The organism is Bacillus cereus group sp. BfR-BA-01383 (genome assembly GCF_022663495.1).
Taxonomy (GTDB): Bacteria; Bacillota; Bacilli; order Bacillales; family Bacillaceae_G; genus Bacillus_A; species Bacillus_A cereus_AU.
Genome location: NZ_JAKUFP010000039.1, coordinates 1 through 25,838 on the forward strand (window position 1 = coordinate 1; position 25,838 = coordinate 25,838).

The window sequence follows — 25,838 nt, forward strand, 5'->3', positions numbered from 1 at the left end:
GTATTTGGCATGAATGAAAATGGATACCTATATTTTGTGACATCCAGTCCATTAAAAATCTAAAAATATAGGTTGACTAATCGTAAGAAAAGCACCCTATTAAATAGGGTGCTTTTTTACGGTATATTATAAAATTATGAAAGGGAAGTGGATGACAAACCACTTCCTTTTTTCTTCATGAACTATGTTTTTAGTATTTGCTTTTGTCCAGGCTTTATTATATTCAGAATTTTCTCAAACGGTGAAATCAACAGTATCTAATTTTTTGGGGAAATCTTTATAAGCTAAAAAAATCAATATAGATATTTGTATTAACAAAGGTATAGAAATATTTATCTGAAAAATAAAAAAAGATTGACAAGTTGAATGAGGGGGATTATCATTTCGGTGTAGGTTATAAATGAAAGTGATTATCAATTGGGTGGTTTTCTGTACTTGATATAATAAAAGCAATATTGATATTACAAAGGATCGTATATGAAATACAACAATTAGATGCAAGAGAACTTTTGAAAAATCGTTAAGTTCATACTAGTTAATGAAATATTTTATAGAAGAGGTGTTCCTCATGTTAGTGGCGGAAAATAGAAAAAGCGAATTAACTTATAATGTACAAGCAATTAAAAATATTTTATTTTCTGGAGATACGCCATCTATTCTTTCTTTAGAGAAGCTTTTGAATGATACAGTTCAATTGGATGTTCTCGAACAAGAGGTGATTGATAGACAGTACATTCCGAAAGAAGCAAAGAATTTCTTTGATAAAAACGGAACATTTCTTTACCGCGTATCTAATGTTAGTTATAAAGGTAAGGTGTTATCTGAAAATCTAATTTTTGCGGACACATCGTTTTTACCAGATACTATAAAGCAAGAATTAGAGAATGAAAATATTCCAGTTGAAAAACTTATAGAAAAAATGGAAGTAAGAAGAAACGTATTATACGAAGGATATCAGCCATCCGGAAATATTATCGAATTGTTTGATGGGTGTTCTGTTGCCGCGAATGTTTATCCGACTAGAAAATATCAAATTGTAAGTAACTGCAAATGTATATTTTATATTTGCGAAGTGTATCATGCGGAGAATATAAAGGAATTGCTTAAATAAAACAAGAAACCAGCCTATAAAAAGGCTGGTTTCTTGTTTATTTTACAGCTTCTTTTAATTCTTTACCTGCTTTAAATGCTGGAACTTTACCAGCAGCGATTTGAATTTCCTCACCAGTTTGTGGATTACGACCTGTACGAGCAGATCTTTCACGCACTTCGAAAGTTCCAAATCCAATCAATTGAACTTTATCGCCAGATTGTAATGCAGTAGCAATTGTGTCAAATACGGATTGTACAGCTGCAGAAGCTTCCTTTTGAGAAATATCAGCTGACTGTGCTACGTTTTTAATTAGTTCTGTTTTGTTCATGTTTTCACCTCATAAAAATTTTTTAGAAAGAATGTTTTAGTATAATGGATAGTAAAAATAAAGCTAACTCAATGATTAGAAAGAATGCTGTATAGTTATGTTAATTTCGTTGCAAGAGACTGAATCCCTGCTAATAATCAGGGATTAATTAAGAATTGATGTATACCAAAAGCTGTAGTATGAAGATGAGGAGGGAGTATACGGATGATTTTTCGTGAAAAGAATGAGAAAGAAAGTATATTAATTCGTCAACATGATCATGGTTTTTTAGCTGGAGAGATTGCTAGTCATATAAAAGAAGATTTCTTTGAAAATCAGGAATATTTAATGGAAACGATAGATGCTATATATGAACATGATAGAGGATGGATAGGGTTAGATACAGTACCAATTTTGAATGATGCCAAAAGTATTCCATATACATTTATGGATTGTCCAAGCTCATTGCGCTTTGTTTTTTATACGATTGGTTTAAATGAAATTGAAGAATCTAATCCATACGGGGCATTACTTTGTAGTAAACACTTTTTATCATTTCCGTTAAATGATGAAGATCAAGAGATGATGTCTTTTTATAAACATGAATTGGAACGACAAAAAAGAGTTTTGAAAACGTTAACAAAAGAACAGTTTTCAATGTTCGATAAACATTATAGATTATTAAAGTTTTGTGATGAACTTTCTTTATATGTATGTATGAATAAACCTGGTGTAAAAAAGAAAGATGAAATTGATTTATTTAAAGATGGTTTTGAGGGAACAGAAATGTTTAATAGTAAGGAAGAGAAACGTATTCAAGCTGAGTGGGTGGATGAAGAAAAGATTCGAATTGCACCGTTTCCATTTAAAACAGAATTTCATACGTATGTAAAATATAAAACTATAAATAAATATGAAATTGAAGAAAAAGGAATTGTAAAGGCAGATAGAGAATCGGAAGTTCAGAAGCAAATGATATATTTTCTACAATAGAGAGGGCATAACAAGAAAAAGGAATGATCTCACTTTATGAATCATTCCTTTTAGAAATAAATTAACTTACACGTTTTTTATTTAATTCCTTTAATTTTTCTGCTTGTAAAAACCGATTCGTTTCAGCAACAACGATACCACTTAATCCAATTAGACCAATTAAGTTTGGAATTGCCATAAGCCCATTTGCGATATCGGAAAATGTCCATACAACACCTAATTTTAAATTAGCCCCAATAGCAATCATGACAATAAAGATTGCTTTATAATAACGTACAGCACCTTGTCCAAATAAATAAGCGACACATTTCTCACCGTAATACGACCAGCCTAAAATAGTAGAGTAGGCGAATAATATAATTGCAATACCAAGAATCATACTACCAGCAGTACCGAATACAGACTGGAATGCTAGTGTTGTAGCTTCAACACCAGTTTTACCTGATTTCCATGCACCTGTTGTAATTAGTACAAGTCCTGTAATTGTACATACGATAAATGTATCGAGAAAAGTACCAGTCATAGAAACTAAAGCTTGTTTTGCAGGTGAATCGGTTTTTGCAGCTGCAGCCGCAATTGGTGCGCTTCCTAAACCAGCTTCGTTCGCAAATACGCCGCGCGCCATTCCAATTTGAATAGCAGATGCGACTGTTGCGCCAATAAAACCACCAGCAGCTGCAGTACCATTAAATGCACCAGAGAAAATAAGTGAAAATGCCTCTGGAATTTGATCATAGTGATAGAAAATAATAATAAGACCAGCAATGATATAAAAGAAAGCTTTAATAGGAACGATATATCCAGTCACTTTCCCGATTTTTTTTACACCACCTAATATAACAATAGCAATTAGAAATGACATGAATATACCAGTTAAAGCAGGGGGGAAAGAGAAATTAATTCGCATTGCCTCTGCAACTGAATTAGATTGCACCATATTACCGATACCGAAAGAAGCAGTTGTACCAAATATAGCGAATAATACTGCTAGCCATTTCTTACCTAAACCGTGCTCTAAATAATACATCGGTCCACCAGAGTATTCACCATTTTCGTTACTAACACGGTATTTCACCGCAAGGATTGCCTCGGCATATTTTGTTGCCATTCCGAATAAAGCGGTAATCCACATCCAAAAGATAGCGCCGGGTCCACCGATTGTCACAGCGGTTGCTACGCCGGCTATATTTCCCATACCAATTGTTGCTGCCATAGATGTCATGAGTGCTTGAAAATGACTAATATCTCCAGAAGAGGATGTATCTTCTGATTTTTTAAATGCAAGTTTATGGGCGTATAATAGTTTACTAAACTGTAAACCTTTTAAACGCACTGTGAGAATGATTCCAGTTCCAACGAGTAGTAACAAAGTTGGTAATCCCCACACATAATGATTCATTTGTTCTAATACTTTACTTACTGTCTCCATCTTTATTCTCCTTTTTTAGAAAAAATAAAAACCACTTCAAGTAAATGAAATGGTCTCTGGAGAAACAAGGGATAGAAAAATAAACCGATGCAAATCGGCTTTTTCTTTCGCTTGTCTCTGTCCTTTTACCTGAGAGATTATCCGCTAAAGTAGCGGATTTGCTCCTTCGGTGCTCGTTTTCCTCCGCGCTATATTAAGCGAGAGGGAGTCTCTCCAGAGATTCGTCCCCATGCAGTTCTACTTGTAAACAAGACCTGAGAGTTTCAAAGTTGGTTCAGCAACTTTTTGCCCCGTCGGTAGATCAATAGACCTTCTCCTGAATGGTTCATCCGAATTATAAAATTAATAACTTAAACGCATTGATTGTGTATAGAATCAATAAAAATATTATAGATATACAATTAGTGAAATGCAATCATTTTTTATTTTGAAATAGTAAATATGCAAATGAGTTAAGTGTGAGATGTAATCCGTATAGGATTACATCTCCTTTAAATTCCGAATTATTTGAAATAAAATCAATTTGGTGGTTTGATAGATTTAGAGTGACTTAAAATGGTTATTTGTGTATGGAGTATAACAACAGATACAATTTGTTTATATAATTTTATTATGTAAACAAATTGTTACAAGTGGGAAATGGATCGTATCATAAGGGGGGATTGAAATGTTATTAAAAACAATATTTTGCAAGGTAGAAGAGGAAAAAAGAGAAATGTTTTCGAATGCGCAAGAAAAATGGCGTGACTTACAGCATTTAGATGGATTTCATGGACAATTTGGTGGGTGGAATGAAGATGAGGCGTGTGTATATACTTTATGGGAAGATAGAGGTGCATATCAATCATTTATGAATGGTGCTCACGATATAATTTATTTAAATAGTAATCAAAAAGATACGTTTCTTTCATGTGAAATTGAACTATTTCAAACGTTGTATGATATAACTGATACTCCTTTGAAAGATGTTATTAAACAAGGATCTTTTGTAAGAGTTGCTATTTGTGATGTAAAACAACAGAAAGAAAATCAATTTTTACATAAGCAAGAAACAATTTGGGATAAAAAAATGGAAAAAATAAAAGGAATGTTAGGTGGAGTAGTTGGGAAGTCTTTAAAACATGAAAATCGTTACATAGTGTTAATTTATTGGAAAGATGAAATAGCACATGAACGTTATATGAAAGAAATTTTCCCTGAGTTATATCAATTAGCAAATGTAAATGAGTATGTTGAAAGTATAAATGGGAAGAAAATTATTCGGAATGAAGAATGGTCTGTTGCCGCTTCGAAATAAAGTTAGAACTTAGTGAAGTAGCTGGTTTAGATAAAGTTGATTAAGAACGTTTGTTCCTGTATAATTACTTTGTACAAGAACGAGAGGGGTATGTAAATGAGTAAAGTTTTAAGGTTTGAATTGCAAGTCCCAAACCCTGAAGAAGCTATTCAATTTTATACAAATAGTTTTGGATGGAAGTTTGAAAAGATGCCTGGGCCACATGACTATTGGTTCATAATTACAGGTGAGAGTGATAGACCTGGTATCGATGGTGGATTAATGAAATCACCTGATGGAGCTACTAGGACGACTAATTCGATTGAAGTACCTTCAGTTGATGAGTACATAAATAAAGTTATTGAAAATGGTGGACAAGTAGTTGTACCTAAAACTGCTATTCCTAATATGGGTTACTTTGCTTATTGTATAGATAATCAAGGGCTTCTTTTTGGAGTATGTGAAGAAAATATTGAAGCGTAAAAAAATAGGGGATTTTGAGATTATCTTGTTTGTTGAACGATATTGAATGATATTTTCAATTAAAGATTATAATTATTAAAACCCCTTTTGTATAAAAACTAGTATTATTTGAGCTGAAGAAGGATCCATTTTGATTATTTTCAAAAGGATTCTTTTTTATTTTTCACATATTATGGGTTATTTAGGCATTATTAATCAAACTTATATCGGTATATTATCTATGAAAAAAGTAAATAAATGATGTTATATTTAAATGTAAATCTATGGACTGCTAAATAGTTCAAGGTGAAAAGGAAAAGAGGACCAATTATTTTCTCATAAACATGTAATTAAAGGAAGACGTCATATACCCTTTCATGTTAATATATTTAAGTTATAATAGGAGGCTTACCCTTTTTTATTGTGGGGTAGAAGCAGTGTGAGCTTGAAATTTTTTATGAAAAGGATGTGCCTAATTTGCGTATAAATAAATTTATTAGTGAAGCTGGAAAAGCGTCTCGACGTGGAGCAGATAAGTTAATTAATGAGAGAAGAGTAATTATTAACGGTAAGGTTGCAAAAATTGGTGACCAAGTAAATCCGGGTGATGACGTACGAGTAAATGGAGAGCAACTTCGTATTGCTCGAGACCATGTGTATATAGCTTTAAATAAACCAGTAGGTATTACATGTACAAGTGAAAAAGCAGTAAAAGGTAATATTATCGATTTAGTGAATCATCCTTTACGAATTAATCATATCGGGCGTCTCGATAAAGACTCAGACGGTTTAATTTTGTTAACGAATGATGGCGATATTGTTAATGAGATTTTACGTGCTGAAAACAAGCATGAGAAAGAATATATCGTTTCAGTAGATAAGCCGATTACACCGGAGTTTTTAGAGAAAATGGCAGCAGGGGTTAAAATTTTAGATACAAAAACGCTTCCTTGTGAGATTACACAGTTATCAAAATATGAGTTCAAAATTATTTTAACACAAGGGTTGAATCGCCAAATTCGCCGTATGTGTGAAGCTTTAGGTTATCAAGTATACACGTTAAAACGTACGAGAATTATGAATATTGAATTGAATAATTTACCGGTTGGACAGTGGAGAGATTTATCGAAAAAAGAGAAAAAACGTCTATTTTCAGACTTAAATTACGAACCACAAGATTGGTAAAATTGTGAAGTGAAACCAAATTTTTTTGGTTTCACTTTTTTAAATTAAATAAATAATATTTTTTAACACTTGCAAAAATAAAATGAATAAGATATAGTAAATAACAATTAATGGATGTACTTTTAAAAGCAAAGAAAAGGACACGAGTTATTTTATCCGGTTATACAGAGAGGGAAGGAAAGCTGAGAACTTCCTAACGCAGAAAAATAACTTACCACCTTAGAGCTGCACTGGGGAAATTAAGTATCCAGTGCCGTGTAAGCGACGTTACCGCAAAAGAAGCCATTACTATTTGTGATGGGAATCTGGGTGGAACCACGAATATAAGCATATTCGTCCCTATATTTAGGGATGAATATGCTTTTTTGCATTCAATTTCATAAAAAGCGAAGAAAAGGACACGAGTTATTTTACCCGGTTATACAGAGAAGGAAGGAAAGCTGAGAACTTCCTAACGCAGAAAAATAACTTACCACCTTAGAGCTGCACTGGGGAAATTAAGTATCTACTGCCGTGTAAACGACGTTACCGTAAAAGAAGCCATTACTTTTTGTGATGGGAATCTGGGTGGAACCACGGGTAAAAGCACACTCGTCCCTATATTAGGGATGAGTGTGCTTTTTATTATGAAATGGAGAGATGAAAAATGAAAGAACAGATGATTGAAATTAAATTTCCAGATGGTAGCGTTAAAGAATTTATAAAAGGAATTACTTTAGAAGAAATAGCTGGATCCATTAGTAGTAGCCTGAAAAAGAAAGCAGTCGCAGGAAAAGTAAACGATCAGTTATATGATTTACGCCGAAACATTGAAGAAAATGCGGAAGTAGAAATCATTACTATAGATTCAAATGAAGGTATAGAAATTGCAAGACACTCCGCTGCACATATTTTAGCGCAAGCTGTAAAAAGAATGTATGGTGACATAAACCTTGGAGTAGGGCCTGTTATTGAAAATGGATTTTATTATGATATGGATCTTCCAAGTAGTGTAAATGTAGAAGATTTACCAAAAATCGAAAAAGAAATGAAAAATATTATAAAAGAAAATATAAGTATAGAGCGAGTTGAGGTTTCTCGAGAAGAAGCTGCAAAACTGTTTCAAGAAATGAACGATCACTTGAAATTAGAACTTTTAGAAGCAATTCCTAATGAGGAAAGTGTAACACTTTATAAACAAGGTGAATTTGTAGATTTATGTAGAGGACCACATTTACCATCTACAGGCTATTTGAAAGCCTTCCAATTAACTAACGTTTCTGGTGCATACTGGCGAGGTGATAGTAACAATCAAGTGCTTCAGCGCATATATGGTGTTGCATTTTCTTCTCAAAAAGAATTAGAAGAGTATTTACATTTTGTTGAAGAAGCAGCAAAAAGAAATCATCGTAAGTTAGGTAATGAACTAGAGTTATTTATGTTTTCTGAAGAGGCCCCGGGAATGCCGTTTTATTTACCGAAAGGACAGATTATTCGTAACGAATTAGAAGCATTTTTAAGAGAAATTCAAAAAGAGTACAATTATCAAGAAGTACGCACTCCGTTCATGATGAACCAAGAATTATGGGAGAAATCAGGGCATTGGGGTCACTATAAGGACAATATGTATTTCTCAGAAGTAGATCATAAAAGTTTTGCATTAAAACCGATGAACTGCCCTGGACATATGCTTATGTTTAAAAATAAATTGCATTCTTATCGTGAATTACCGATTCGCATGTGTGAGTTCGGGCAAGTACATCGACATGAATTTAGTGGAGCTTTAAACGGATTATTAAGAGTTCGTAGTTTCTGTCAAGATGATGCTCATTTATTTGTAACACCAGAACAAATTGAAGATGAAATTAAATCAGTAATGGCGCAAATTGATTACGTATATAAAACTTTTGGATTCGAATATGAAGTAGAGCTTTCTACTCGTCCAGAAGATTCAATGGGTGAAGATAAATTATGGGAGCAAGCAGAAGCGGCCTTAGAAAATGTATTACATTCATTGAATTATAAATATAGACTAAATGAAGGGGACGGTGCATTTTACGGACCAAAAATTGATTTCCATATAAAAGATGCTTTAAATAGAAGTCATCAGTGTGGAACAATCCAGCTTGATTTCCAAATGCCAGAGAAATTTGATTTGAATTATATAGATGAGAAGAATGAAAAGAAAAGACCAGTTGTCATTCACAGGGCGGTTTTAGGATCATTAGATCGATTCTTAGCAATATTAATTGAGCATTTTGGAGGCGCGTTCCCGGCATGGGTGGCACCAGTTCAAGTGAAAGTAATTCCAGTTTCAAACGCAGTACATGAACAATATGCAAATGAAGTTGTAAATAAATTAGCGCAAGCTGGTATTCGTGTTGAGCAAGATATGCGAGATGAAAAATTAGGATATAAAATAAGAGAAGCACAAATGCAAAAAGTACCGTATGTTCTCGTTATTGGTGATAAAGAAATGGAAAGCAAAGCTGTAAATGTACGGAAATATGGAGAAGAGAAGTCGGAAGTTGTTTCGCTAAATATATTTGCGGCAAGTATTGAAGAGGAAATAAAGAATAGAAAATAAAAATTGATTAGAAAATACACCATTTTAATGAAGTGAACTCGAATAGTGGTACATGAAAAAACATCTCCTGAATTGGCATACTAAGTATGTAATTTCAATGGAGGTGTTTTTCATTTGAAGGGAAGAGTACGTTACCGAGAAGAAGTAAAGTGGAAATTGATTGATTTGATATTGAATGGCCTCCAGTATTTTAGACGTATCTAAAACATTGGAGGCCAAGTTGTTTTTTAGTTAGTCACTTATTACAAGTAAAGATGTTAAGTTGTCTTACAGATTTTCTTCAAAAAGTTTCGGTAAAAATTTACTGAACTGACTCATTTCTTCTACATTGTGTTTATATAAACCACTTAGATTAATAAATGGTGGTAATCCTTTCGGGAAAATGAATGTAGAAGTCATTACTGTACCATTTTCGGATTTTTCGTATTGATGTATTACTTGTGAAATTACATCGTCATCATCATCTAAACATGAACCCATTAAAACATGGCTGTAATGGGTATTTATAGGACAATCTTTAGGGTCTTCCCATCTAATTCTTAGCGGGAATTCTAGTCCATCCCCCGCAGATTCGATCGAAGCCGATATAGCTCCTACGTGTCCATGTACTTTAGGGTCAACTAACCACTTAAAATCAACATGTTCTTCTGGGTGCCATAGTTTATATCGTTCAGAGTTATCAATATTATCTCACCACCAGTCAATCATTTCTGGTGTTACGTCATTCAATTCATGTTCAACTACTATTGATACTTGGTTTTTCATTTTTGTACCTCCTATTTTTAACCAACGCAGTGTCGGTTATTTATATTTATTATTATAGTTTGTGTATCGCATGTGTTCAATAAATAGAAATAGCTGATCTGTTGTATTCTGAACACCTTATAAAAATATGTCTAAAAAAATTTAGGAGGGGGAAAAATTGGCAAAAGCATATACTGATTTACGTATAGCTCGTACTAAAGAAGCAATACGTGATGCACGAACTGAATTAATACATGAAAAAGGGATGGACTCCATTACGGTTAAGGATATTACAACTAAAGCCAATATTAGTCGAGGGACATTTACTCCGAATTAAAATGTTTCTCAAATTAAGATATGGATGAAATGGTATCGTACAGATCAAACGTATCGTTTTCAATTATTTGTAGGAAAACAATATCCTTTTGGGAATGTGGCAAAAGATTTAAGTGAATTGGAGCAGATGGTTTGGATGTTTTGATCTGTGTCCCGATTTTGCGGTTTATTTCCAAGTGGTGTGTTTTCTTTTCTACCTTACAAAATTGTAAGGTAAATGTAAGGGAAATCGAATGAACGAGTTTTAGAAAAGTGAGAATATGAAGTAGGAGATAGGTTCATGGTACTTATGCAACTCTTTATGTTTGAAAAGTTAAAAAATTCTTAAGGATTTACATGAGAAAAAGATAAGAAATATATGAGAAATTTATACTATACAAAAGGGATGGAGTGAAAGTGATGTCAACAAATGTAGTTACTGTAGAAAGTGTAGAAAAAACATATGGGAAAAAGAATGAAAATCAATCGAAAGCGTTAAGAGGTGTCTCATTAAGTATTAAAGCGGGAGAATTTGTCGGGATTATGGGTCCTTCTGGATCTGGAAAAACGACTTTACTTAATGTAATTAGTACGCTTGATCAAGCGACAGGTGGTAGCGTGACAATTGCGGGCACAAATATTACTTCTATGAAAGGTAATGCATTATCAGATTTTCGTTCTCAAAAATTAGGGTTTATTTTTCAAGATTTTAACTTACTAGAAAACTTATCAATTTATGAAAACATTGCTTTACCACTTTCTCTACAAGGCGTACCGTCAAGTGAGATTACTGGAAAGGTAAATGAGGTTGCAAAGAAATTAGGGATTACTGAAATTTTAACAAAATATCCGACTGCTGTTTCTGGTGGACAAAAACAAAGAACAGCGGCAGCACGAGCTTTAGTACATAATCCGGCAATCGTATTAGCAGATGAACCGACTGGGGCACTTGATAGTAAAAACGCCAAAAGTTTATTAGAAGCGATGCAAGATTTACATGAAAATCACAATGTAAGTATTTTGATGGTTACACATGATGCATTTAGTGCAAGTTATTGTGAACGTATTTTATTCATTCAAGATGGTCTTCTTTATAAAGAGTTAAAGCGTCAAGGAACACGAGAAAGTTTCTATCAAGATATTTTAGGTGTGCTTGCTCATATGGGCTCAGCTGCTGAGTCGAAGTAAGGGGGCGAGACTATGTTATTCAAATTATCACGTCATAGTATGAAAAAAATGTTAAAGGATTATATGGTTTTACTTATTGGTCTCGTTATTAGTATTAGTATTTTTTACATGTTCCAAACGATGGCGATGAATAGTGAATTTACAAAAGATAATAGTCTTATTAGTAGTATTAGACTCGTATTCTGGGTAGGTGCAATACTATTATCTTTCATTACTGTATTTTATATTATATATGCGAACTCTTTCTTGCTCACATTAAGAAGAAAAGAGCTTGGTATGTACATAATGCTTGGAGCGAAAAAGAAAAAAGTAGCACAGTTATTATTTATTGAAACATTCGGGATGGGTATTGTAAGTATTATTATCGGGATTTTAGTAGGGATGTTACTGGCAAGTGTAGCAGGAAACTTTTTAATGAATGGCATGGGAATTTCAGCAAAAGGTAGTTACTCGTCTGTATACACGCCGGCTATTTTAATTACAGCAATTTTCTTTTTAATACTATTTTTTATTACTGGTTTAATGAATAGCATTCGATTATTACGTAAAACAGAATTAGAGCTAATTCGTGAAGATGAAACACTAGATGAAGTGAAGAAAAGTAAAACTCGCATTATTATAATGACAGTACTTGGCGTATTGCTAGTAAGTACAGGATATTATTTTATGATAAATGTAAAAATATTTGCTGAAATCGGTTTTATAATAGCGACAATCGTTACAACACTGGGAACATATTTTATCTTTAGTTCATTGCTCCCATTTTTTGTGATGAAAATTAAAGGGAACAAAAAACGAAATGAAACGGGCTTAAATAGTTTTACATATGCACAGCTACGCTTTCGAGTAAATAGTTTATCGAGAGTATTAGGAACTGTAGCGATGCTAATTGCATTAGGTGCAGGGGCAATGACAGCAGGTATGGCGTTTCAAAAAAATGTAGGCATTATGACAGACTTCTCACGTGTATATGATGTTGTAATTCATGATCCAAATGAACAAGATAGAGCAGCATTAAAAGAAATGGAGATTGTTGAGGAAAGCAAGTATAAGTATAAAGTAGATGGAGAAGCGGTTTATTACTTACATGACGATTTAACTGCGAAACCGCCACTTGTTTCTGATCACTTTGATACAAAAACTTTAAAAGAGCCTGCACGTAAACGTGTGGCTGAACCTTTAACTGAACCTGTCTATTCTGCTTTGGAAGCTCCCGAAGTAGCGAAAAAGCTTCCTCCTATGCCAAAAGATTGGGAAGATGCAGTTGTAAGAGAAATACAAATTACACATAATCAATTTAATGGAAAACCTGTAAGAATTGCTGATGAAGAACACTACAAAGCAGTTCAAGGAACAGAGCATAGTGTAACGTTAGTAAGAGTAGACGATATGAAAAAATATAAACCATTGTTGCTCGACATAGATAAGAGACAAAAAGAATTAATTGAAAAAACAACAGGCACAAAAGTAGAACTATATACGAAAATGACAATTTATCAGTTTATGAACAGTTTCATGAGCGGAACAATGTTTATGGGATTTTTCCTCGGAATTGCCTTTTTAGCAATGATGGCGAGTTCTCTTATGTTCAAAATATTAACAGGAGCTTCTCGTGATGTACGTCGTTATGAAATGTTACGAAAAATCGGTGTGAGACGTAGTATGTTAACAAAAAGTATATATAAAGAAATTTCATATTTATTTATCTTCCCAGCGATTATTGGAATTTCCCACGTGTTAGTCGGGCTTAACTTATTCAGCTTTATATTAGTTGACCCGTTTGTGAAAGTGTGGGTGCCGATAGGAATTTTCATAGTAATTTATTTCATTTATTATTGGATTACTGTCCAACTTTATAAAGGTATGGTAATGCCGAAAGAAGAAGTGGTGAAATAGCAATATAATTGAGTCCTTGTTTTGAAAACAAGGGCTTTTTCTATGTTTGTGATACATAAATACGTGTATGCGAGATGTTTTCAAGTCTTTCTGTAATGAACATATAGATAATTAAGGGAATATTAAGGTTTTACGTAGCGGAAAGTTAAGAAGTGTATGGGAGACTAATAATGTACAAACAAATTTAGATGGAATTGATATTTTTAAAAATTTAAAGGAAAGGAAACGTTGTATGAGGAAGATAAAAAAATTAATAAAACTTATTGGAGTCATCACGATACTATTATTAATCATAGCGCTAGTATTTCCTACATGGACCTCGCAAATAAAGGGTAATAACAGTATAAGTACATTAGAACAAGTAGAGATAAATGGAAGTGGTCATGAAATTATGATACGCGGAAAAGATAAGAAGAATCCAGTTATTATCTTTGTACATGGTGGACCAGGTTCTTCAGAAATACCGTATGCTCAAAAATACCAAGACTTATTGGAAGAGAAATTCACGGTTGTTAATTACGATCAAAGAGCAAGCGGGAAATCGTATCATTTCTTTGAAGACTATTCAAATCTATCGTCAGACCTACTTGTAGAGGATTTATTAGCTATGACAGATTACGTTTCAAAACGTCTCGGAAAAGAAAAAGTAATATTAATTGGCCATTCTTACGGTACATATATTGGAATGCAAGCTGCCTATAAAGCTCCTGAAAAATATGAAGCGTATGTTGGCATAGGGCAGATGAGTGATACAGTAGAAAGTGAAATGGATAGCTTAAAGTTTGTTATTGATCAAGCGAAAAATGCAGGGAATACAGATGAGGTTTCATATTTAAAAGGGCTAACTGAAAAAATTAAAAACGGCGATACATATACCCCGCGAAATTATGTTGCGAAATATGGTGGAACTTCGAGACGTATTGAAAACCCAGATGGTGATAACATAGGGATGCTATTTAGCAATGAATATAGCTTGCTTGATGTAATTCGTTATAACGTTGGATTATCACACTCCCAAACTGTCTTATTAGAAAAAGATTTGAAAAATCCATTACCTACTAAAGTAACTAAGCTGAAGCTACCGTTGTATTTTTTAATGGGAAAATACGACTATAATACTTCATTTCATGCAGCAAAACAGTATTTTGACATGATTGAGGCGGATAAAAAAGAATTTATTACTTTTGAAAAATCCGCTCATTATCCGCAATTTGAAGAGAAGGAAAAGTTTTATGAGTGGATGTGTGATACGTTCGTAAAATGAAATTAAATAAAAAAGCACTTATTTTAAAAATAAGTGCTTTTTTATAGTATGTAATCAGTTCGGAAGGAAAATATTGGATTATGATCGAAAAATATAATACAGCTTCAGAGAAATGACGGAAGCCACTATGTTTTGTCGAGAAAGGAGTTATTTTCTTATTATGCATCGAGTTTATTTCTGAATATTCATTCAAAATAAGGGGTAAAAGTTATGTTAATTCGAATTGCTAAGTGGTGTGGGGTTACATGTTTACAATTATTTGCCGCACTTATTTGTATTCTATTTTTAGGGGCACTACCGCGTTTATTTAAGGGGCTGCAAATTGATTTAATCGGTTTTTGGAGCACAGTTGTGTTTCTTGGAGAGAAGTTACTTCAACCAGGTGAAATTACGTATGGGTTTCGGAATTCAAGAAAGTTGTTTCCACAAATATGGATTCATTATGTAGAAACAATGTTTGTATTTATTTCGGCATTTATACTATCTTTACTCATTGCGTATTTTATCGTTGTTTGGGTATTACAGCGCTCTGAATCAAAGCAACGTATGTGGAATGGGATTTTTGTCGGACTTGAAAGTATTCCGGACATTTTATTAATTTTATTATCTCAACTTCTAGTAGTAATAATCTTTCAAAAGACAGGTTTTATGCCAGTGAAATTTGCAGGACTTGGAGAGGAAAGAGCTCGCCTGTTACCAATAATATGCCTTGCTATACCTACAACTTTATTATTTATTAAGCTACTATTATTACGTTTCAGAGAAGAATTAGAGAAAGATTATAGTATATTTGCTAAGAGTAAAGGGCTAAGTTTAAGACATATTTTGACGCACCATATTTCAAGAAATGTCTTGTTAACAACAGTCTATTATGCAAAAACAAATATTTTATTTATGTTATCAAATTTATATATTATTGAGTGGCTGTTTAATACGTACGGTATGTTTGTTTTTGTGAAAGAAAATTCAAAATTAGAAATATTTACAGTGAGTTTAGTTTTATTATACGTACCGCTTTTTATACTATTTCGTTTATTACATACGCTTTTACAAAATGTTATAAAGGAGCGTGTGTAACATGTGGAAAGTTGTAAAAAGAGATGTGAGATTTTGGCTAGGTGTTACTTTTTTGAGTGTACTAATGATTGTTAGTATTGGAAATACGGTGTTTTTTGACGGGAATATTCGTGAACTAACGATGATGTATAACGAAAAAGGAGAATTAGAGGCTGCTCAGTTTTCACCGTCGAATAAATTTTGGTTCGGAACTGATGAGAAAGGCCGCGACCTGTTCCAGTTAATAATAGAAGGAGCGAAATGGACAGTTGGTGCAAGTATCGTTATCGCAGTTTTACGTGTAGTAATTGGCGGAGCTATTGGTTTATTATTTGGTATGTACAGTAAACGCTTATTTCCAGTTATCTCATCTTTTTTTGATCCATTTAGTATTGTACCGATGATCATGATTTCTTATTTTATGTTAAATGCAGTTTTAACGTTCGAAAGTGGAGAGGCGGCTGCTCCGTTTCATTTGCGAGTTGCGTTTCAAGTAGTGGTTCTTGCGTGCCTTGCTGTACCAACTGTTATGTTGTATGTAGCGCAAGAAGTAAAACGTATTAAGAATGAAGAATTTATGTTGGCGGCCACTGTGCTCGGCGGGAGTAAGTGGCAGAGGTTGAAACGCCATGTATGGCCGCATATGCTACCATCATTTCTTTTATTAGTAGCTCAGCAATTTGTAAGCACTTTATTACTCCTCTTGCATCTCGGTTTGTTACAATTGTTTTTCGGTGGAACAATAATCTTTGGTACAGAGGCAGATAGTGTAACAAAAGAATGGACAGGCTTAATTGGTCAAAATTTCCGTCACTTAACTACACACACATGGATTGTACTAATACCAATCGCTTTCTACAGTATGACAATATTGTCGGGAAATCTGATTAGTAATAGTATGCAAGATGCGATAAAACTAGGAAACGTAAGAATGCCAAAGAAAAAGGATAAAGAAGTGAAAGTAGAGAAACAAACACAGCCTACCGTGAACGATTTTTCATTTCATAGAGAGGTATCAAAATAGGGAAAGGTAGCTGAAAATAATAAGTTTTCAGCTACCTTTCTTTTATATTTTAAAGTGGAGGTAAAACTGCAAATACTTGTTTATCCGGAAAAGTAATTTTTCCAGCAAGTGCACCAGGAAAATTATAATTTCCATTTATAAAAATGAATCCGTAGTAAAAAAAATAAAAATAGGTATATGAACAAGGTGCATCATCTACTGATAGGTCATATTTTGTTGGTGTACGTATTGAACTTAGTTTATAGCGCTATTTCTACTTAGATTTAACAAGCAGAAGTATAGGAAAGCATCGATGGGGTTGTAGTTAACAAACGGAGGTCATGAAAATGAATAAGTTTCAACAAGAACTACAAGCGTTAAGCCTGAATGATTACCATTCTGGAAATATTGTGTATTGGGACCAGCAAAATCAATATCCATATTACTATATTGAAGATGCTGCTCGTCGCTGTGGTGGTTGTGGTCGCTGTGGTGGTTGTGGTGGTCGTTGTGGTGGTGGTGGATTTCGTTGTGGTGGATTCCGTTGTTTTGGTTGTTTCGGTTGCTTTAGTTGTGGCGGTTGTGGCGGTTGTGGTGGTTGTGGTGGTTGCTCTAATTGTTTTGATGGTTTTACTGATACTACTGGTACTATTGTAACATATGAATATTGATAAGAGACAAAAGGAATCCATTTTGAAAAAGATTGATTAAAACGGATTCATACTTTTTAAAGCATTATACAATTTTTATAAAAAAGCGCTAACAAGTTTGCAAACGAACTTGCTAGCACGTATACGAAATAGACATAAAATATCGCTGATATGTTGCTTGAAAAAACAGACATAATCAAGTAAATAATATTAATATGAATACTCAAAAAATCATTCGTGATATTAGTAATAGTATGCAAGATGCGATTAAGCTAGGAAATTTGAGGAGGCCGAAGAGGGAAAATAAAGAAGTGAAAATAGAGAAGAAAATACAGTCTAATGTGAATAATTTTTCTTTTTATAGAGAGATACAAAAATAAAGAAAGATAGCTGAAGACAAATTGTTTTCAGCTATCTTTTTTCGTTTAAAGTGGAGGTAAATCAATCTTACCTTCTTCAAATAATTCTTTTATCATATGTTTCGTATAACCGGCTGCCTGGCCAAATGTGATTTTTGCTGGCATTGGCGCTTCATTTACATCTACAACTACATCAATAATACATGGTTTATTTTGTTTTACTGCGTTTTCAAAAGCAGGGAGTAATTCATCTAACTGTTCGACGCGGTATCCAATACCACCGCACGCCTCAGCATATTTTGCGAAATCAGGATTTGTTAAGTCAGTGCCGAATTCGATATTCCCCATAACCTCTTGTTCGAATTTTATCATGGCGATTTTATTATTATTTAATACGACAACAACGATTGGCAGCTTATATTTAACAGCCGTTACGAAGTCGTTCATTGTCATTCCAAACCCGCCGTCACCACAAACTGCAAACACTTGTTTATTTGGGAACGCAATTTTTCCAGCGAGGGCACCAGGTAAACCACAACCAAGTGTTGCAAGCCAACTAGAAATGATAAATTGCTGGTTTGTCATACGGAAGTGCCTTGCTGTCCATACTGTTACATTTCCGACATCGACTGAAAGAATTGCGTCATCTTCTGCTACTTTCTGCAGAGCGTGCATAACTCGCTGTGGTTTAATTGGAGTGGAAGAGTCTTCTTCTTGATTGTGTAATTTTTCTTCCCACTTTTTCATCATTTCTTGGTGGTGTTCTAAGAAAGTATGGTCTTCATGTTTTTCTACATTTTCAATTAACCATTTTAATGTTTTATCAGCATCACCAGCTAAGCCGATGTCTGTCGCATAACGTTTCCCGATTTGAGCCGGATCTGTATCAATATGAAGTGTTTTTGCTTTCTCAGGTAAGAAACCAGTGAACGGATAAGAAGTACCAACCATAATTAAAGTATCCGCATGCTTCATTGCCTCATAAGAAGGCTTTGTTCCAATTAACCCTAACCCACCGATACAAAGAGGGTGTTCATCAGGAATAATCCCCTTAGCTGGTAACGTAAGTACGATTGGAGCACCGATATGTTCTGCAAATGCAAGTAAAGATTCCCTCGCATGTTTTGCTCCTTTTCCGGCTAAAATAACAGGTTTTTTCGCTTCATTAAGTGCGAGTTTTGCTATAGCTAAATCCTCTTCTTGCGGAAATAACTCTGGCAATGTAAAAGAAGCGTTTGTAACACGAGCACCATTTTTTATTTCGAATTTCGGAACATCATCTGGAATGGTTAGAACAGATACACCTTTTTTCGTATATGCCATTCGAATCGCTTGATTCACTACAGCAGGTAGTTGTTCTGCTGACATAATGCGCTGGTTATAAACCGCAACATCATCAAACATTCTTTCCAAGTTTACTTCTTGGAAAAAATCCGTTCCGAGTAAATCAGATTCCACTTGTCCTGAAATTGCTAGTACAGGGGCTTTATCGAGTTTCGCATCATATAAACCGTTTAATAAATGAATAGCGCCAGGTCCTGCGATTGCCATGCAAACGCCAAGTTTTCCTGTTAATTTTGCATAGGCAGCCGCTGCTAATGCTCCAGCTTCTTCATGGCGAACTTGAATGAATTTGATTTTATCTTGTTTTTTTCTTAAAGCTTCAATAATAGAATTGATGGAATCACCAGGCATTCCGTATATGTGTTCTACTCCCCAGTCAATTAATAGATCAACTAATGCTTCACCGGCTGTTTTTCCAAACATAATTGTTCCTCCTTATAAATAGGTAGATAACATTATGTTTTGGAAAAAGAGGAAAAATATACAAAAAATAAAACTGATTTATTTTAATGGTGTGCAGTGAATAGAGTGAACAATGTTATTAGTAAAAAGCCACTAGTTGCCCACGTTAAGAATGAAAGGAAAGGGAGCTGTTTCTTTGCTTTCCAAAGCATTTCGTGAATTGTCACATAGCCAAGTGAACCAATAGCACCTCCCATAATAAGCCCTTGCAGATGCAGAGCTTTTCCTTCCATCAAAATGCCAAAAATCGTACCGGTACCGAGAATAAGAGAAAGTAATAAAGTTGTTAATAAAAATGAAATATATTTATGCTTTGTAAAGAGAAAGGGGATAATTAAAGCTAATCCTTCTGGAATATGGTGAATTACAATCGCAAGTAAGAAAGGAATGGCAGATTCGTTATGATTTATAAAAGCTGTTCCTAACGCAAAGCCACTCGGCATATTATGGATGAATATGGCGAAAGAAAGAAAAAGGAAGGTTTGCCATGCTTGTTGATTTTTTTTATGTATCATCGGATGATGACAATAGTTATCTAATAAACTCATAACTAAAATACCGATAGCTATACCAAGTATAGGGCCAATGATTTCATAGCTTGAAAATGTTTCAGGAATAATTTCAAGTGATAATAACCCAAGTAAAATGCCACCACATAATGCGTATAAACGATGCATCTTTTCTTCAATTAGTTGGCGTGTTGCAAATCCAACAGCACCACCTAAAAGTAATCCACCGAACGAAAAAAACGTTACAATCATTGGAATCCATAATCGCTCCATAGTATCACACTCCGATTCTTTCCACTTATTTTTAGCTTACGAAAAGGAAAGTTAGATTAGTCCAAGTAATTGTGTTTGATTATAGAGAAAAAACTAATAATTCGTTATAATTTACATATTAAATTCAAGTGAAAATATGTAATGGGGAATAAGTTTGCAGACAAAATGGAATTTATCCCGCTTTAACGGGCAATAAGACGTCCATCTCAAAAGTCGGGGAATGCGAGGTAGTTAGATGGGAGGCGGGCTGCCCGTTAAAGCCCGATTGGTTCAACTAATAAACAGTGGGGGATGGACACTCCCCACTGTTTAAAGTTTCACTTTATCTGAATACGAAAATCCCAAACGATATGATGTAGAAAATAGAAGCTTATCAGATCTTATTCCATTGTAACAAGATTGATTTTTAGCAGAAAATTCACGATACAGGTAGAATGATTGAAATATAGAGTCGATCAATATACAAACTATCGTCTGGTGGCGCAGTGGGAGCATATTTCCTTGACAGGGAGGGAGGCCGCAGGTTCGAATCCTATCAAGACGATTCAGGTAGGAAGTAGAGTGCATTTTTGCATTCTACTTTTTCATGTTTCGTAGCGAAGAGCAGATTATAGTATGATAGGATTAAAGGGGGAGAAGTAATGGAAAGTATGGCGTTGTTTGATGATTCTAAGACATATCGTTATTCTTTAGAACGTATTTGGGACCCACATAAAGAACGAGTACTGTTTATTATGTTAAATCCAAGTTCAGCCAATCAAGATAGCGAAGATGCGACTTCCAAGCGTTGTTTCAATTTTGCGAAGGGACTTGGTTTTGGTTCATTGGAAATTGTAAATTTGTTTGCCTATATTGCAACAAATCGTGAAGAATTGCTTCAAGTAAGTAAAGAAGATGCAATTGGTCCTGAAAACGAAAATCATGTGATTCGTGCATTGAACCGTGCGGATATGGTAATTGCTGCATGGGGTGAAAATTGTAAGTATCACAATAGGCACAAAGATATTCATGAATTGTTTCAAGGTTATCATTTATACTGCCTCGGGAAAACAAGGGATGGATTTCCGAGACACCCTTTATATTTAAGTAAAGATTCGCAGCCAATGGATTACATAAAACCTGAGCGGATTGTACGCGGGCTCATTCGAACTGCAAGAAACCAAGAGCGAACAAGTAAAGAAGGACGCACAATAAATCGTAATAATGAGGCAGGAGGGGACGCATGGATGTGGTGTTCAATCTGTCATGAAGAACATCCCGTAGAAGGTTCAACTGCTTGTTTATCTTGTATTAATAAACTTGTAGAACAATATCATAAAGACGTATAAAAAAATTGATTTTACTGTAGTGATAAGTAAGGTATGCTCTAAAAAATTTTCGTCCTACGGTAAAGTGTAGTAGCAGAAAATCAAGAGCATTCTGCTGAAAAGAATTTTTCACAAATATTAAGAATTACAGAGGGTAGTAGTAAATGGAGGAACTAATTATGCAGCAAATTAAAAAAATAGGAAACTCATTTTGGTATATGACACCAGTTTCTGAAACAGATAGACCTATATTAGGAATGGTCGTTGGAAAAGAAAAAACTTTAATGATTGATGCGGGTAATTCAGAAGCACATGCGCAATTATTTCTAGAAATGCTCAAAGAACAGAATATTTCAACTCCTGATTTTGTAGCATTAACACATTGGCATTGGGATCATATTTTTGGATTGCCTGTACTACAAGATGCATTGTCTATTGCGCATTCTGAAACAAAAAAAGAGATGAATAAACTTGTTTCTTATGAATGGACGGATGAGGCGTTGGATGCACGAGTGAAAGAAGGTACAGAAATTGAATTTTGTGCGGAGTGTATAAAAAAAGAGTTCAGTGAGCGATTGAGAAATATTAAAATTATTCCTCCGACCTTAACGTTCCAGAATCAATTGGAATTAGACCTTGGTGAAGTGACATGTGTGTTACAACATGTGGGTGGAGACCATTCACATGATTCCGTTGTTATTTATATTAAAGAAGAAAAGATTTTGTTTTTAGGAGACTGTATATATGCAGATATTTTTTCTTCAAAGTGGAATTATACGACGAAACGAACGATTAAATTAATAGAAGAATTAGAGAAATTTGATGCTGAGACCTATATTCTTTCTCATGGGGAGGCAATAGAGCGGGCTGAATTTTTACAAGAAATTCATTTGCTGAAAACAGTAGGAACCAAGACAGAAACTTATAAAGGTGATACAGAGAAGATAAAGGTAGCGTATAAACAAGAATTGGGTAGAGAATTAAATGAAGATGAGCTAGAAACGATAGAGTATTTTGTAAATGGTTATGAAATGGTTAATCTGTAAAACTTAACTCAAATTAAATTGAAGCTTATGCTGTTCAAATATAATTTAAATGTATGAAAAGAGTATTGAAGATAAATTCAATACTCTTTTTTATGTTTTGTCATGATTCATATATTTACAGATTATTGGCAGTTGAAAAATCATCAATAATTTCCACCACTTCAATCTTCCCGTTAATTAATAGCTCAGGAAGTTCATTTCTAACATTTCCTTTCCAATACTCTCTAGCTTGTTCAATTTTTTGAGCGAAAGGAATACCATCTTCTTTCGGTAAAAGATTTCCGTCACCTTCAAAAGAACTACCAATCACTCGAAGTTTAACAATCTGCAAAACTTCTCGATGGTAAGAATCAAATAGCGCTTTCCATTTCAAAGCATCTTCATAGCTTTTCGAAGCATATAAGCAAGACAACCTTGAAGGATATTCAGGAAATTCTTGCAGTCTAACCATTTCTACAATCGTTTCTCTAACCGCTCTAATTGTTTGATCTATATAATTCATAACTACTTGAGCATTTTCATTATTTATATGCAATTCGTCATTTATATAATGATTTTTTAAAATCTGCATGGAATCTTCACCAGTAGCATTTAATTGCTCTCTTTCAAAAAAGAAGCGATATAGAGTATTAGTTTCATTTTTGTCAAAATGAATGATTTGTCCGATACTCATTTTTTTCCTTGTAACGATGTGATATACGAAAAATCCTTGTTCATTCATGGTTATCCTCCTAATAGTAATTATCATGTATTGCAAAGTTAAATTTAATAATTCAACATTACGATATATAAAACCTCTATAAATAAAAGTGAGAATTTGAGTAGAAAGGAAAGAAAATATATGAAAATGTTTTGAATTTGTTCACTTACGAAGAAGTTTCCAATATCGATATAATGACAAAGACTAAAAGAGAAAGGATGCTTAAAATTGCCAACAACAAGAAAGGAAAACCTCCAATTTGGCATGATGATATGCCTAGGGATGGTTATCGTAATGACGTTTTACAATTTACTAATGAATGGAGCAGGAGGGCCAATTCATATTAAGGAGATCGTATTAGAACTACTAATTGGATTTATTATTGCGCTATTAATTGAAGTATGTATCGTTGGATCTTGTGCGAAAAAAATTGTATTCGCGTTACCGTTTGATAAATCGAAGAAAATAAATATTATCATTGCAATGGCGACAACTATGGTAATCGGAATGGTATTCTTTATGTCATTTTTCGGTATGGCTATGATGTATTTACATAATGGGTTACATGGTGACTCATTCATTTCTACTTACTTTTCAATTTTTATTAAAAATTTCATTATGGCGTATCCATTGCAATTAATTATTATGGGGCCGCTTGTGCGTTTCTTATTTGCAAAGCTTGTTATGAAGAATAAACCTGCTAATATAGCGTAGTTATTATTTTTAAAACATTATATATCGATGGATTTATGAAAGCGCATCTCAAATATTTTGAGGTGTGTTTTTTTGTTCATTTCTAGTTATTTTCATAGTGATGTGACATTTGTCCTTTTGCCTTTGTTGGATAATAGCTTTTAATTAATTCATAGATAGAAGATTAGGAGGTGATTTTTTGAAAGGTATTGTATTTGCTGTTTTTGCTGGCGTATTTATAACACTCCAAGGAACCTTTAATGCGAAACTTAGTTCACATATCGGCATATGGTCAACAAGTATTATAACTCATTTAATGGGGTTCCTTTTTGCAACAACTGTATTTTTGTTAAAGAAAGAAGAGAAAGTAACCGATTTAAAGGGTGTGAAAAAAGTATATTTAGCAGCTGGTGCATTTGGTGGGTTAATTATTTGTATAATGGGTGCAATAAAGAGGTTAGGTCCAGCGTATACGGTGCTAATTAGCCTTATTACTCAATTGGTCGTTACGTTATGTATTGATACATTCGGATTATTTGTAATGGAGAGCATTCCATTACAAATAAATAAATTAGTTGGAATAGGTCTATTAATTGTGGAGGAGGAATTTTTAAAAATCTATTTTTGAATAAGAAAGCTATTCATATAAATAAGGATAGGGTCTAAAGACTTTAAAGGGAAAAGGTGTAAACGTAGATAGTAATAAGTGGGTTATGAGGAGAGAGGATAAGTGATTCAGTATATGTTCCAAGATGGTGTACATTATTTGAAAATCGATGGGATTCAACATTGGTGTAAAATTGCAGGGGCAACTCATAATACAGTTCCTCTCGCTATTGTACATGGAGGTCCAGGTGGTAATCATTATGTATTCGAAAGAACACTTGGATTGAAGTTAGAAGAATATATAACAGTAGTTTATTACGAACGAAGAGGATGCGGACGAAGTGAGGTACCACAAGATGACGATGATTATTCAATACATACTCTAGTGGAAGATTTAGAGGAATTAAGAAAGCAATTAAATGTAGAGAAGGTAAATTTATTAGGCTATTCTTTTGGTGGACAAATTTGTTTAGAATATGCTTTGAAATACCCAGAAGTGGTTGAAAAAATGGTATTACAAGCCCCATCGTTAGATGATTATGATGAAATGTATAATGTGCAGATAGAAGGTTTTTTACAAATAACGAAAGGGAAAATGAAAGAAAAAATATCGATAATAAGCAATTCAGAAATTCCTTTAAAAGAAAGATATAATCAAGTTTGGAGTATAGTTGATACAGAAACTGTAGATCGACTACTGTTTAAAAATGAAAAATTTGCAAAGCTAAATCGAAGTCTTTGGGAGGAAAGTCAGCTAAATAATCCAGGGAAGATGAGTAAAGTTATTTTTGAAACAAAATCAGCTTTACCGCTTATTGAGTGCATTAAAGATTTAGAAACTGATACGTGTGTCATAGTCGGGGAGCATGACTATAACACGGGTGTGGGAATGAGTAATAGAATAACGAAACAAATGAAAAATAGTAAACTTGTTATATTTGAAAATAGTGCACATTTTCCAGATATCGAAGAGATGGATAAAGTATGTGAAATGATTATTGAGTTTTTGGGAATGTAGGGAGGATATTAAGGTCAAACCAAGTTAATAGAGTTGAATCTTTTATTAAGGAACTATAAGGGGTACCGCCAGTATTTCGGACTCCCCCACGCTA

At 33.8% G+C, this 25,838-nt stretch carries 22 protein-coding genes, 4 pseudogenes, 1 riboswitch and 2 other annotated features; of the genes and pseudogenes, 20 read left to right on the forward strand and 6 right to left on the reverse strand.

Features of this window, described 5'->3' with window-relative positions; all coding sequences use genetic code 11:
- Positions 1–568 precede the first annotated feature (568 nt).
- Entirely contained in the window at positions 569–1,111 is a 543-nt protein-coding gene (locus MR065_RS23290) for a chorismate pyruvate-lyase family protein (protein ID WP_242215219.1), read from the forward strand.
- A gap of 37 nt (positions 1,112–1,148) precedes the next feature.
- Here MR065_RS23290 and MR065_RS23295 read toward each other — a convergent pair whose 3' ends face one another.
- Positions 1,149–1,421, reverse strand: coding sequence for an HU family DNA-binding protein (locus MR065_RS23295; RefSeq protein ID WP_002157910.1), 273 nt, complete (start codon positions 1,419–1,421; stop codon positions 1,149–1,151).
- A 204-nt stretch (positions 1,422–1,625) separates the two neighbouring features.
- Between MR065_RS23295 and MR065_RS23300 the strand changes: the two genes are divergently transcribed.
- Positions 1,626–2,393, forward strand: a complete 768-nt coding sequence (locus MR065_RS23300) for a DUF3891 family protein (protein ID WP_242215220.1) — start codon at positions 1,626–1,628, stop codon at positions 2,391–2,393.
- Between the two features lie 61 nt (positions 2,394–2,454).
- Here MR065_RS23300 and MR065_RS23305 read toward each other — a convergent pair whose 3' ends face one another.
- Positions 2,455–3,822, reverse strand: coding sequence for an alanine/glycine:cation symporter family protein (locus MR065_RS23305; protein ID WP_242215221.1), 1,368 nt, complete (start codon positions 3,820–3,822; stop codon positions 2,455–2,457).
- 107 nt (positions 3,823–3,929) lie between these two features.
- A riboswitch (glycine riboswitch) is annotated at positions 3,930–4,049 on the reverse strand.
- A 440-nt stretch (positions 4,050–4,489) separates the two neighbouring features.
- Between MR065_RS23305 and MR065_RS23310 the strand changes: the two genes are divergently transcribed.
- The 4 genes from MR065_RS23310 (at position 4,490) to thrS (ending at position 9,311) form a co-directional block, all read left to right on the forward strand.
- On the forward strand, positions 4,490–5,119 hold the full coding sequence (locus tag MR065_RS23310) for a YdbC family protein (protein WP_242215222.1): 630 nt from the start codon (positions 4,490–4,492) through the stop codon (positions 5,117–5,119).
- Between the two features lie 96 nt (positions 5,120–5,215).
- On the forward strand, positions 5,216–5,581 hold the full coding sequence (locus MR065_RS23315; RefSeq protein WP_097905340.1) for a VOC family protein: 366 nt from the start codon (positions 5,216–5,218) through the stop codon (positions 5,579–5,581).
- A 456-nt stretch (positions 5,582–6,037) separates the two neighbouring features.
- Complete coding sequence (locus MR065_RS23320) at positions 6,038–6,745, forward strand: pseudouridine synthase (RefSeq protein ID WP_097905339.1); 708 nt, start codon at positions 6,038–6,040, stop codon at positions 6,743–6,745.
- A 122-nt stretch (positions 6,746–6,867) separates the two neighbouring features.
- Positions 6,868–7,089, forward strand: a binding site (T-box leader).
- Between the two features lie 36 nt (positions 7,090–7,125).
- Positions 7,126–7,347, forward strand: a binding site (T-box leader).
- A gap of 44 nt (positions 7,348–7,391) precedes the next feature.
- Positions 7,392–9,311 carry a threonine--tRNA ligase gene (gene thrS / locus MR065_RS23325; RefSeq protein ID WP_242215223.1) on the forward strand — a complete coding sequence of 640 codons (1,920 nt, stop codon included), beginning with the start codon at positions 7,392–7,394 and terminating at the stop codon, positions 9,309–9,311.
- A gap of 267 nt (positions 9,312–9,578) precedes the next feature.
- On the opposite strand, the pseudogene MR065_RS23330 reads toward thrS, so the two are convergent.
- Positions 9,579–10,076 (reverse strand): annotated as a pseudogene (locus tag MR065_RS23330) (DAPG hydrolase family protein).
- A gap of 157 nt (positions 10,077–10,233) precedes the next feature.
- Between MR065_RS23330 and MR065_RS23335 the strand changes: the two are divergent.
- The 9 genes and pseudogenes from MR065_RS23335 to MR065_RS23375 all read left to right on the forward strand — a co-directional run.
- A pseudogene (locus tag MR065_RS23335) lies at positions 10,234–10,380 on the forward strand (TetR/AcrR family transcriptional regulator); the annotation flags it as partial.
- 12 nt (positions 10,381–10,392) lie between these two features.
- Positions 10,393–10,521: pseudogene (locus tag MR065_RS23340) on the forward strand (IS3-like element ISBt2 family transposase); the annotation flags it as partial.
- A 269-nt stretch (positions 10,522–10,790) separates the two neighbouring features.
- Positions 10,791–11,558 (forward strand): ABC transporter ATP-binding protein, encoded by a 768-nt coding sequence (locus MR065_RS23345; RefSeq protein ID WP_242215224.1) that lies wholly within the window; start codon positions 10,791–10,793, stop codon positions 11,556–11,558.
- Between the two features lie 12 nt (positions 11,559–11,570).
- Positions 11,571–13,454 carry an FtsX-like permease family protein gene (locus MR065_RS23350; RefSeq protein ID WP_242215225.1) on the forward strand — a complete coding sequence of 628 codons (1,884 nt, stop codon included), beginning with the start codon at positions 11,571–11,573 and terminating at the stop codon, positions 13,452–13,454.
- Positions 13,455–13,686: 232 nt separating this feature from the next.
- Positions 13,687–14,718: an alpha/beta hydrolase gene (locus MR065_RS23355; protein WP_242215226.1), complete on the forward strand. Its 1,032-nt coding sequence runs from the start codon at positions 13,687–13,689 to the stop codon at positions 14,716–14,718.
- 210 nt (positions 14,719–14,928) lie between these two features.
- The gene (locus MR065_RS23360; RefSeq protein ID WP_242215227.1) at positions 14,929–15,795 is read left to right on the forward strand and encodes an ABC transporter permease subunit; all 867 of its coding nucleotides are present in this window, start codon (positions 14,929–14,931) and stop codon (positions 15,793–15,795) included.
- Between the two features lies 1 nt (position 15,796).
- Positions 15,797–16,798 (forward strand): ABC transporter permease, encoded by a 1,002-nt coding sequence (locus MR065_RS23365; RefSeq protein WP_242215228.1) that lies wholly within the window; start codon positions 15,797–15,799, stop codon positions 16,796–16,798.
- A 326-nt stretch (positions 16,799–17,124) separates the two neighbouring features.
- Complete coding sequence (locus tag MR065_RS23370) at positions 17,125–17,448, forward strand: heterocycloanthracin/sonorensin family bacteriocin (protein WP_142339937.1); 324 nt, start codon at positions 17,125–17,127, stop codon at positions 17,446–17,448.
- Between the two features lie 221 nt (positions 17,449–17,669).
- A pseudogene (locus MR065_RS23375) lies at positions 17,670–17,807 on the forward strand (peptide ABC transporter permease); the annotation flags it as partial.
- A 45-nt stretch (positions 17,808–17,852) separates the two neighbouring features.
- Here MR065_RS23375 and MR065_RS23380 read toward each other — a convergent pair.
- Both MR065_RS23380 and MR065_RS23385 read right to left on the reverse strand, forming a co-directional pair.
- Positions 17,853–19,553: a pyruvate oxidase gene (locus tag MR065_RS23380; protein WP_242215229.1), complete on the reverse strand. Its 1,701-nt coding sequence runs from the start codon at positions 19,551–19,553 to the stop codon at positions 17,853–17,855.
- Between the two features lie 83 nt (positions 19,554–19,636).
- Entirely contained in the window at positions 19,637–20,374 is a 738-nt protein-coding gene (locus MR065_RS23385) for a ZIP family metal transporter (protein WP_242215230.1), read from the reverse strand.
- A gap of 641 nt (positions 20,375–21,015) precedes the next feature.
- Between MR065_RS23385 and MR065_RS23390 the strand changes: the two genes are divergently transcribed.
- Positions 21,016–21,702, forward strand: a complete 687-nt coding sequence (locus tag MR065_RS23390) for a DUF1643 domain-containing protein (RefSeq protein WP_242215231.1) — start codon at positions 21,016–21,018, stop codon at positions 21,700–21,702.
- Positions 21,703–21,860: 158 nt separating this feature from the next.
- Positions 21,861–22,727 carry an MBL fold metallo-hydrolase gene (locus tag MR065_RS23395; RefSeq protein ID WP_242215232.1) on the forward strand — a complete coding sequence of 289 codons (867 nt, stop codon included), beginning with the start codon at positions 21,861–21,863 and terminating at the stop codon, positions 22,725–22,727.
- A gap of 115 nt (positions 22,728–22,842) precedes the next feature.
- On the opposite strand, the gene MR065_RS23400 is transcribed toward MR065_RS23395, so the two are convergent.
- Positions 22,843–23,448, reverse strand: coding sequence for a DUF2441 domain-containing protein (locus tag MR065_RS23400; RefSeq protein WP_242215233.1), 606 nt, complete (start codon positions 23,446–23,448; stop codon positions 22,843–22,845).
- A 207-nt stretch (positions 23,449–23,655) separates the two neighbouring features.
- Here MR065_RS23400 and MR065_RS23405 point away from each other — a divergent pair, with 207 nt between their 5' ends.
- From MR065_RS23405 to MR065_RS23415, 3 genes are all read left to right on the forward strand, one after another.
- The gene (locus tag MR065_RS23405; protein WP_242215234.1) at positions 23,656–24,141 is read left to right on the forward strand and encodes a DUF2798 domain-containing protein; all 486 of its coding nucleotides are present in this window, start codon (positions 23,656–23,658) and stop codon (positions 24,139–24,141) included.
- A gap of 178 nt (positions 24,142–24,319) precedes the next feature.
- Positions 24,320–24,748: a DMT family transporter gene (locus MR065_RS23410; protein WP_242215235.1), complete on the forward strand. Its 429-nt coding sequence runs from the start codon at positions 24,320–24,322 to the stop codon at positions 24,746–24,748.
- Between the two features lie 114 nt (positions 24,749–24,862).
- Positions 24,863–25,744 carry an alpha/beta fold hydrolase gene (locus tag MR065_RS23415; RefSeq protein ID WP_277927522.1) on the forward strand — a complete coding sequence of 294 codons (882 nt, stop codon included), beginning with the start codon at positions 24,863–24,865 and terminating at the stop codon, positions 25,742–25,744.
- The last annotated feature ends 94 nt before the right edge of the window (positions 25,745–25,838 follow it).

Excerpts from the sequence above, each read along its gene's own strand:
- MR065_RS23290 (WP_242215219.1), top strand. The coding sequence starts at position 569 with ATGTTAGTGGCGGAAAATAGAAAAAGCGAATTAACTTATAATGTACAA.
- MR065_RS23295 (WP_002157910.1), bottom strand. The coding sequence starts at position 1,421 with ATGAACAAAACAGAACTAATTAAAAACGTAGCACAGTCAGCTGATATT.
- MR065_RS23300 (WP_242215220.1), top strand. The coding sequence starts at position 1,626 with ATGATTTTTCGTGAAAAGAATGAGAAAGAAAGTATATTAATTCGTCAA.
- MR065_RS23305 (WP_242215221.1), bottom strand. The coding sequence starts at position 3,822 with ATGGAGACAGTAAGTAAAGTATTAGAACAAATGAATCATTATGTGTGG.
- MR065_RS23310 (WP_242215222.1), top strand. The coding sequence starts at position 4,490 with ATGTTATTAAAAACAATATTTTGCAAGGTAGAAGAGGAAAAAAGAGAA.
- MR065_RS23315 (WP_097905340.1), top strand. The coding sequence starts at position 5,216 with ATGAGTAAAGTTTTAAGGTTTGAATTGCAAGTCCCAAACCCTGAAGAA.
- thrS (WP_242215223.1), top strand. The coding sequence starts at position 7,392 with ATGAAAGAACAGATGATTGAAATTAAATTTCCAGATGGTAGCGTTAAA.
- MR065_RS23345 (WP_242215224.1), top strand. The coding sequence starts at position 10,791 with ATGTCAACAAATGTAGTTACTGTAGAAAGTGTAGAAAAAACATATGGG.
- MR065_RS23350 (WP_242215225.1), top strand. The coding sequence starts at position 11,571 with ATGTTATTCAAATTATCACGTCATAGTATGAAAAAAATGTTAAAGGAT.
- MR065_RS23355 (WP_242215226.1), top strand. The coding sequence starts at position 13,687 with ATGAGGAAGATAAAAAAATTAATAAAACTTATTGGAGTCATCACGATA.
- MR065_RS23360 (WP_242215227.1), top strand. The coding sequence starts at position 14,929 with ATGTTAATTCGAATTGCTAAGTGGTGTGGGGTTACATGTTTACAATTA.
- MR065_RS23365 (WP_242215228.1), top strand. The coding sequence starts at position 15,797 with ATGTGGAAAGTTGTAAAAAGAGATGTGAGATTTTGGCTAGGTGTTACT.
- MR065_RS23370 (WP_142339937.1), top strand. The coding sequence starts at position 17,125 with ATGAATAAGTTTCAACAAGAACTACAAGCGTTAAGCCTGAATGATTAC.
- MR065_RS23380 (WP_242215229.1), bottom strand. The coding sequence starts at position 19,553 with ATGTTTGGAAAAACAGCCGGTGAAGCATTAGTTGATCTATTAATTGAC.
- MR065_RS23385 (WP_242215230.1), bottom strand. The coding sequence starts at position 20,374 with ATGGAGCGATTATGGATTCCAATGATTGTAACGTTTTTTTCGTTCGGT.
- MR065_RS23390 (WP_242215231.1), top strand. The coding sequence starts at position 21,016 with ATGGAAAGTATGGCGTTGTTTGATGATTCTAAGACATATCGTTATTCT.
- MR065_RS23395 (WP_242215232.1), top strand. The coding sequence starts at position 21,861 with ATGCAGCAAATTAAAAAAATAGGAAACTCATTTTGGTATATGACACCA.
- MR065_RS23400 (WP_242215233.1), bottom strand. The coding sequence starts at position 23,448 with ATGAATGAACAAGGATTTTTCGTATATCACATCGTTACAAGGAAAAAA.
- MR065_RS23415 (WP_277927522.1), top strand. The coding sequence starts at position 24,863 with ATGTTCCAAGATGGTGTACATTATTTGAAAATCGATGGGATTCAACAT.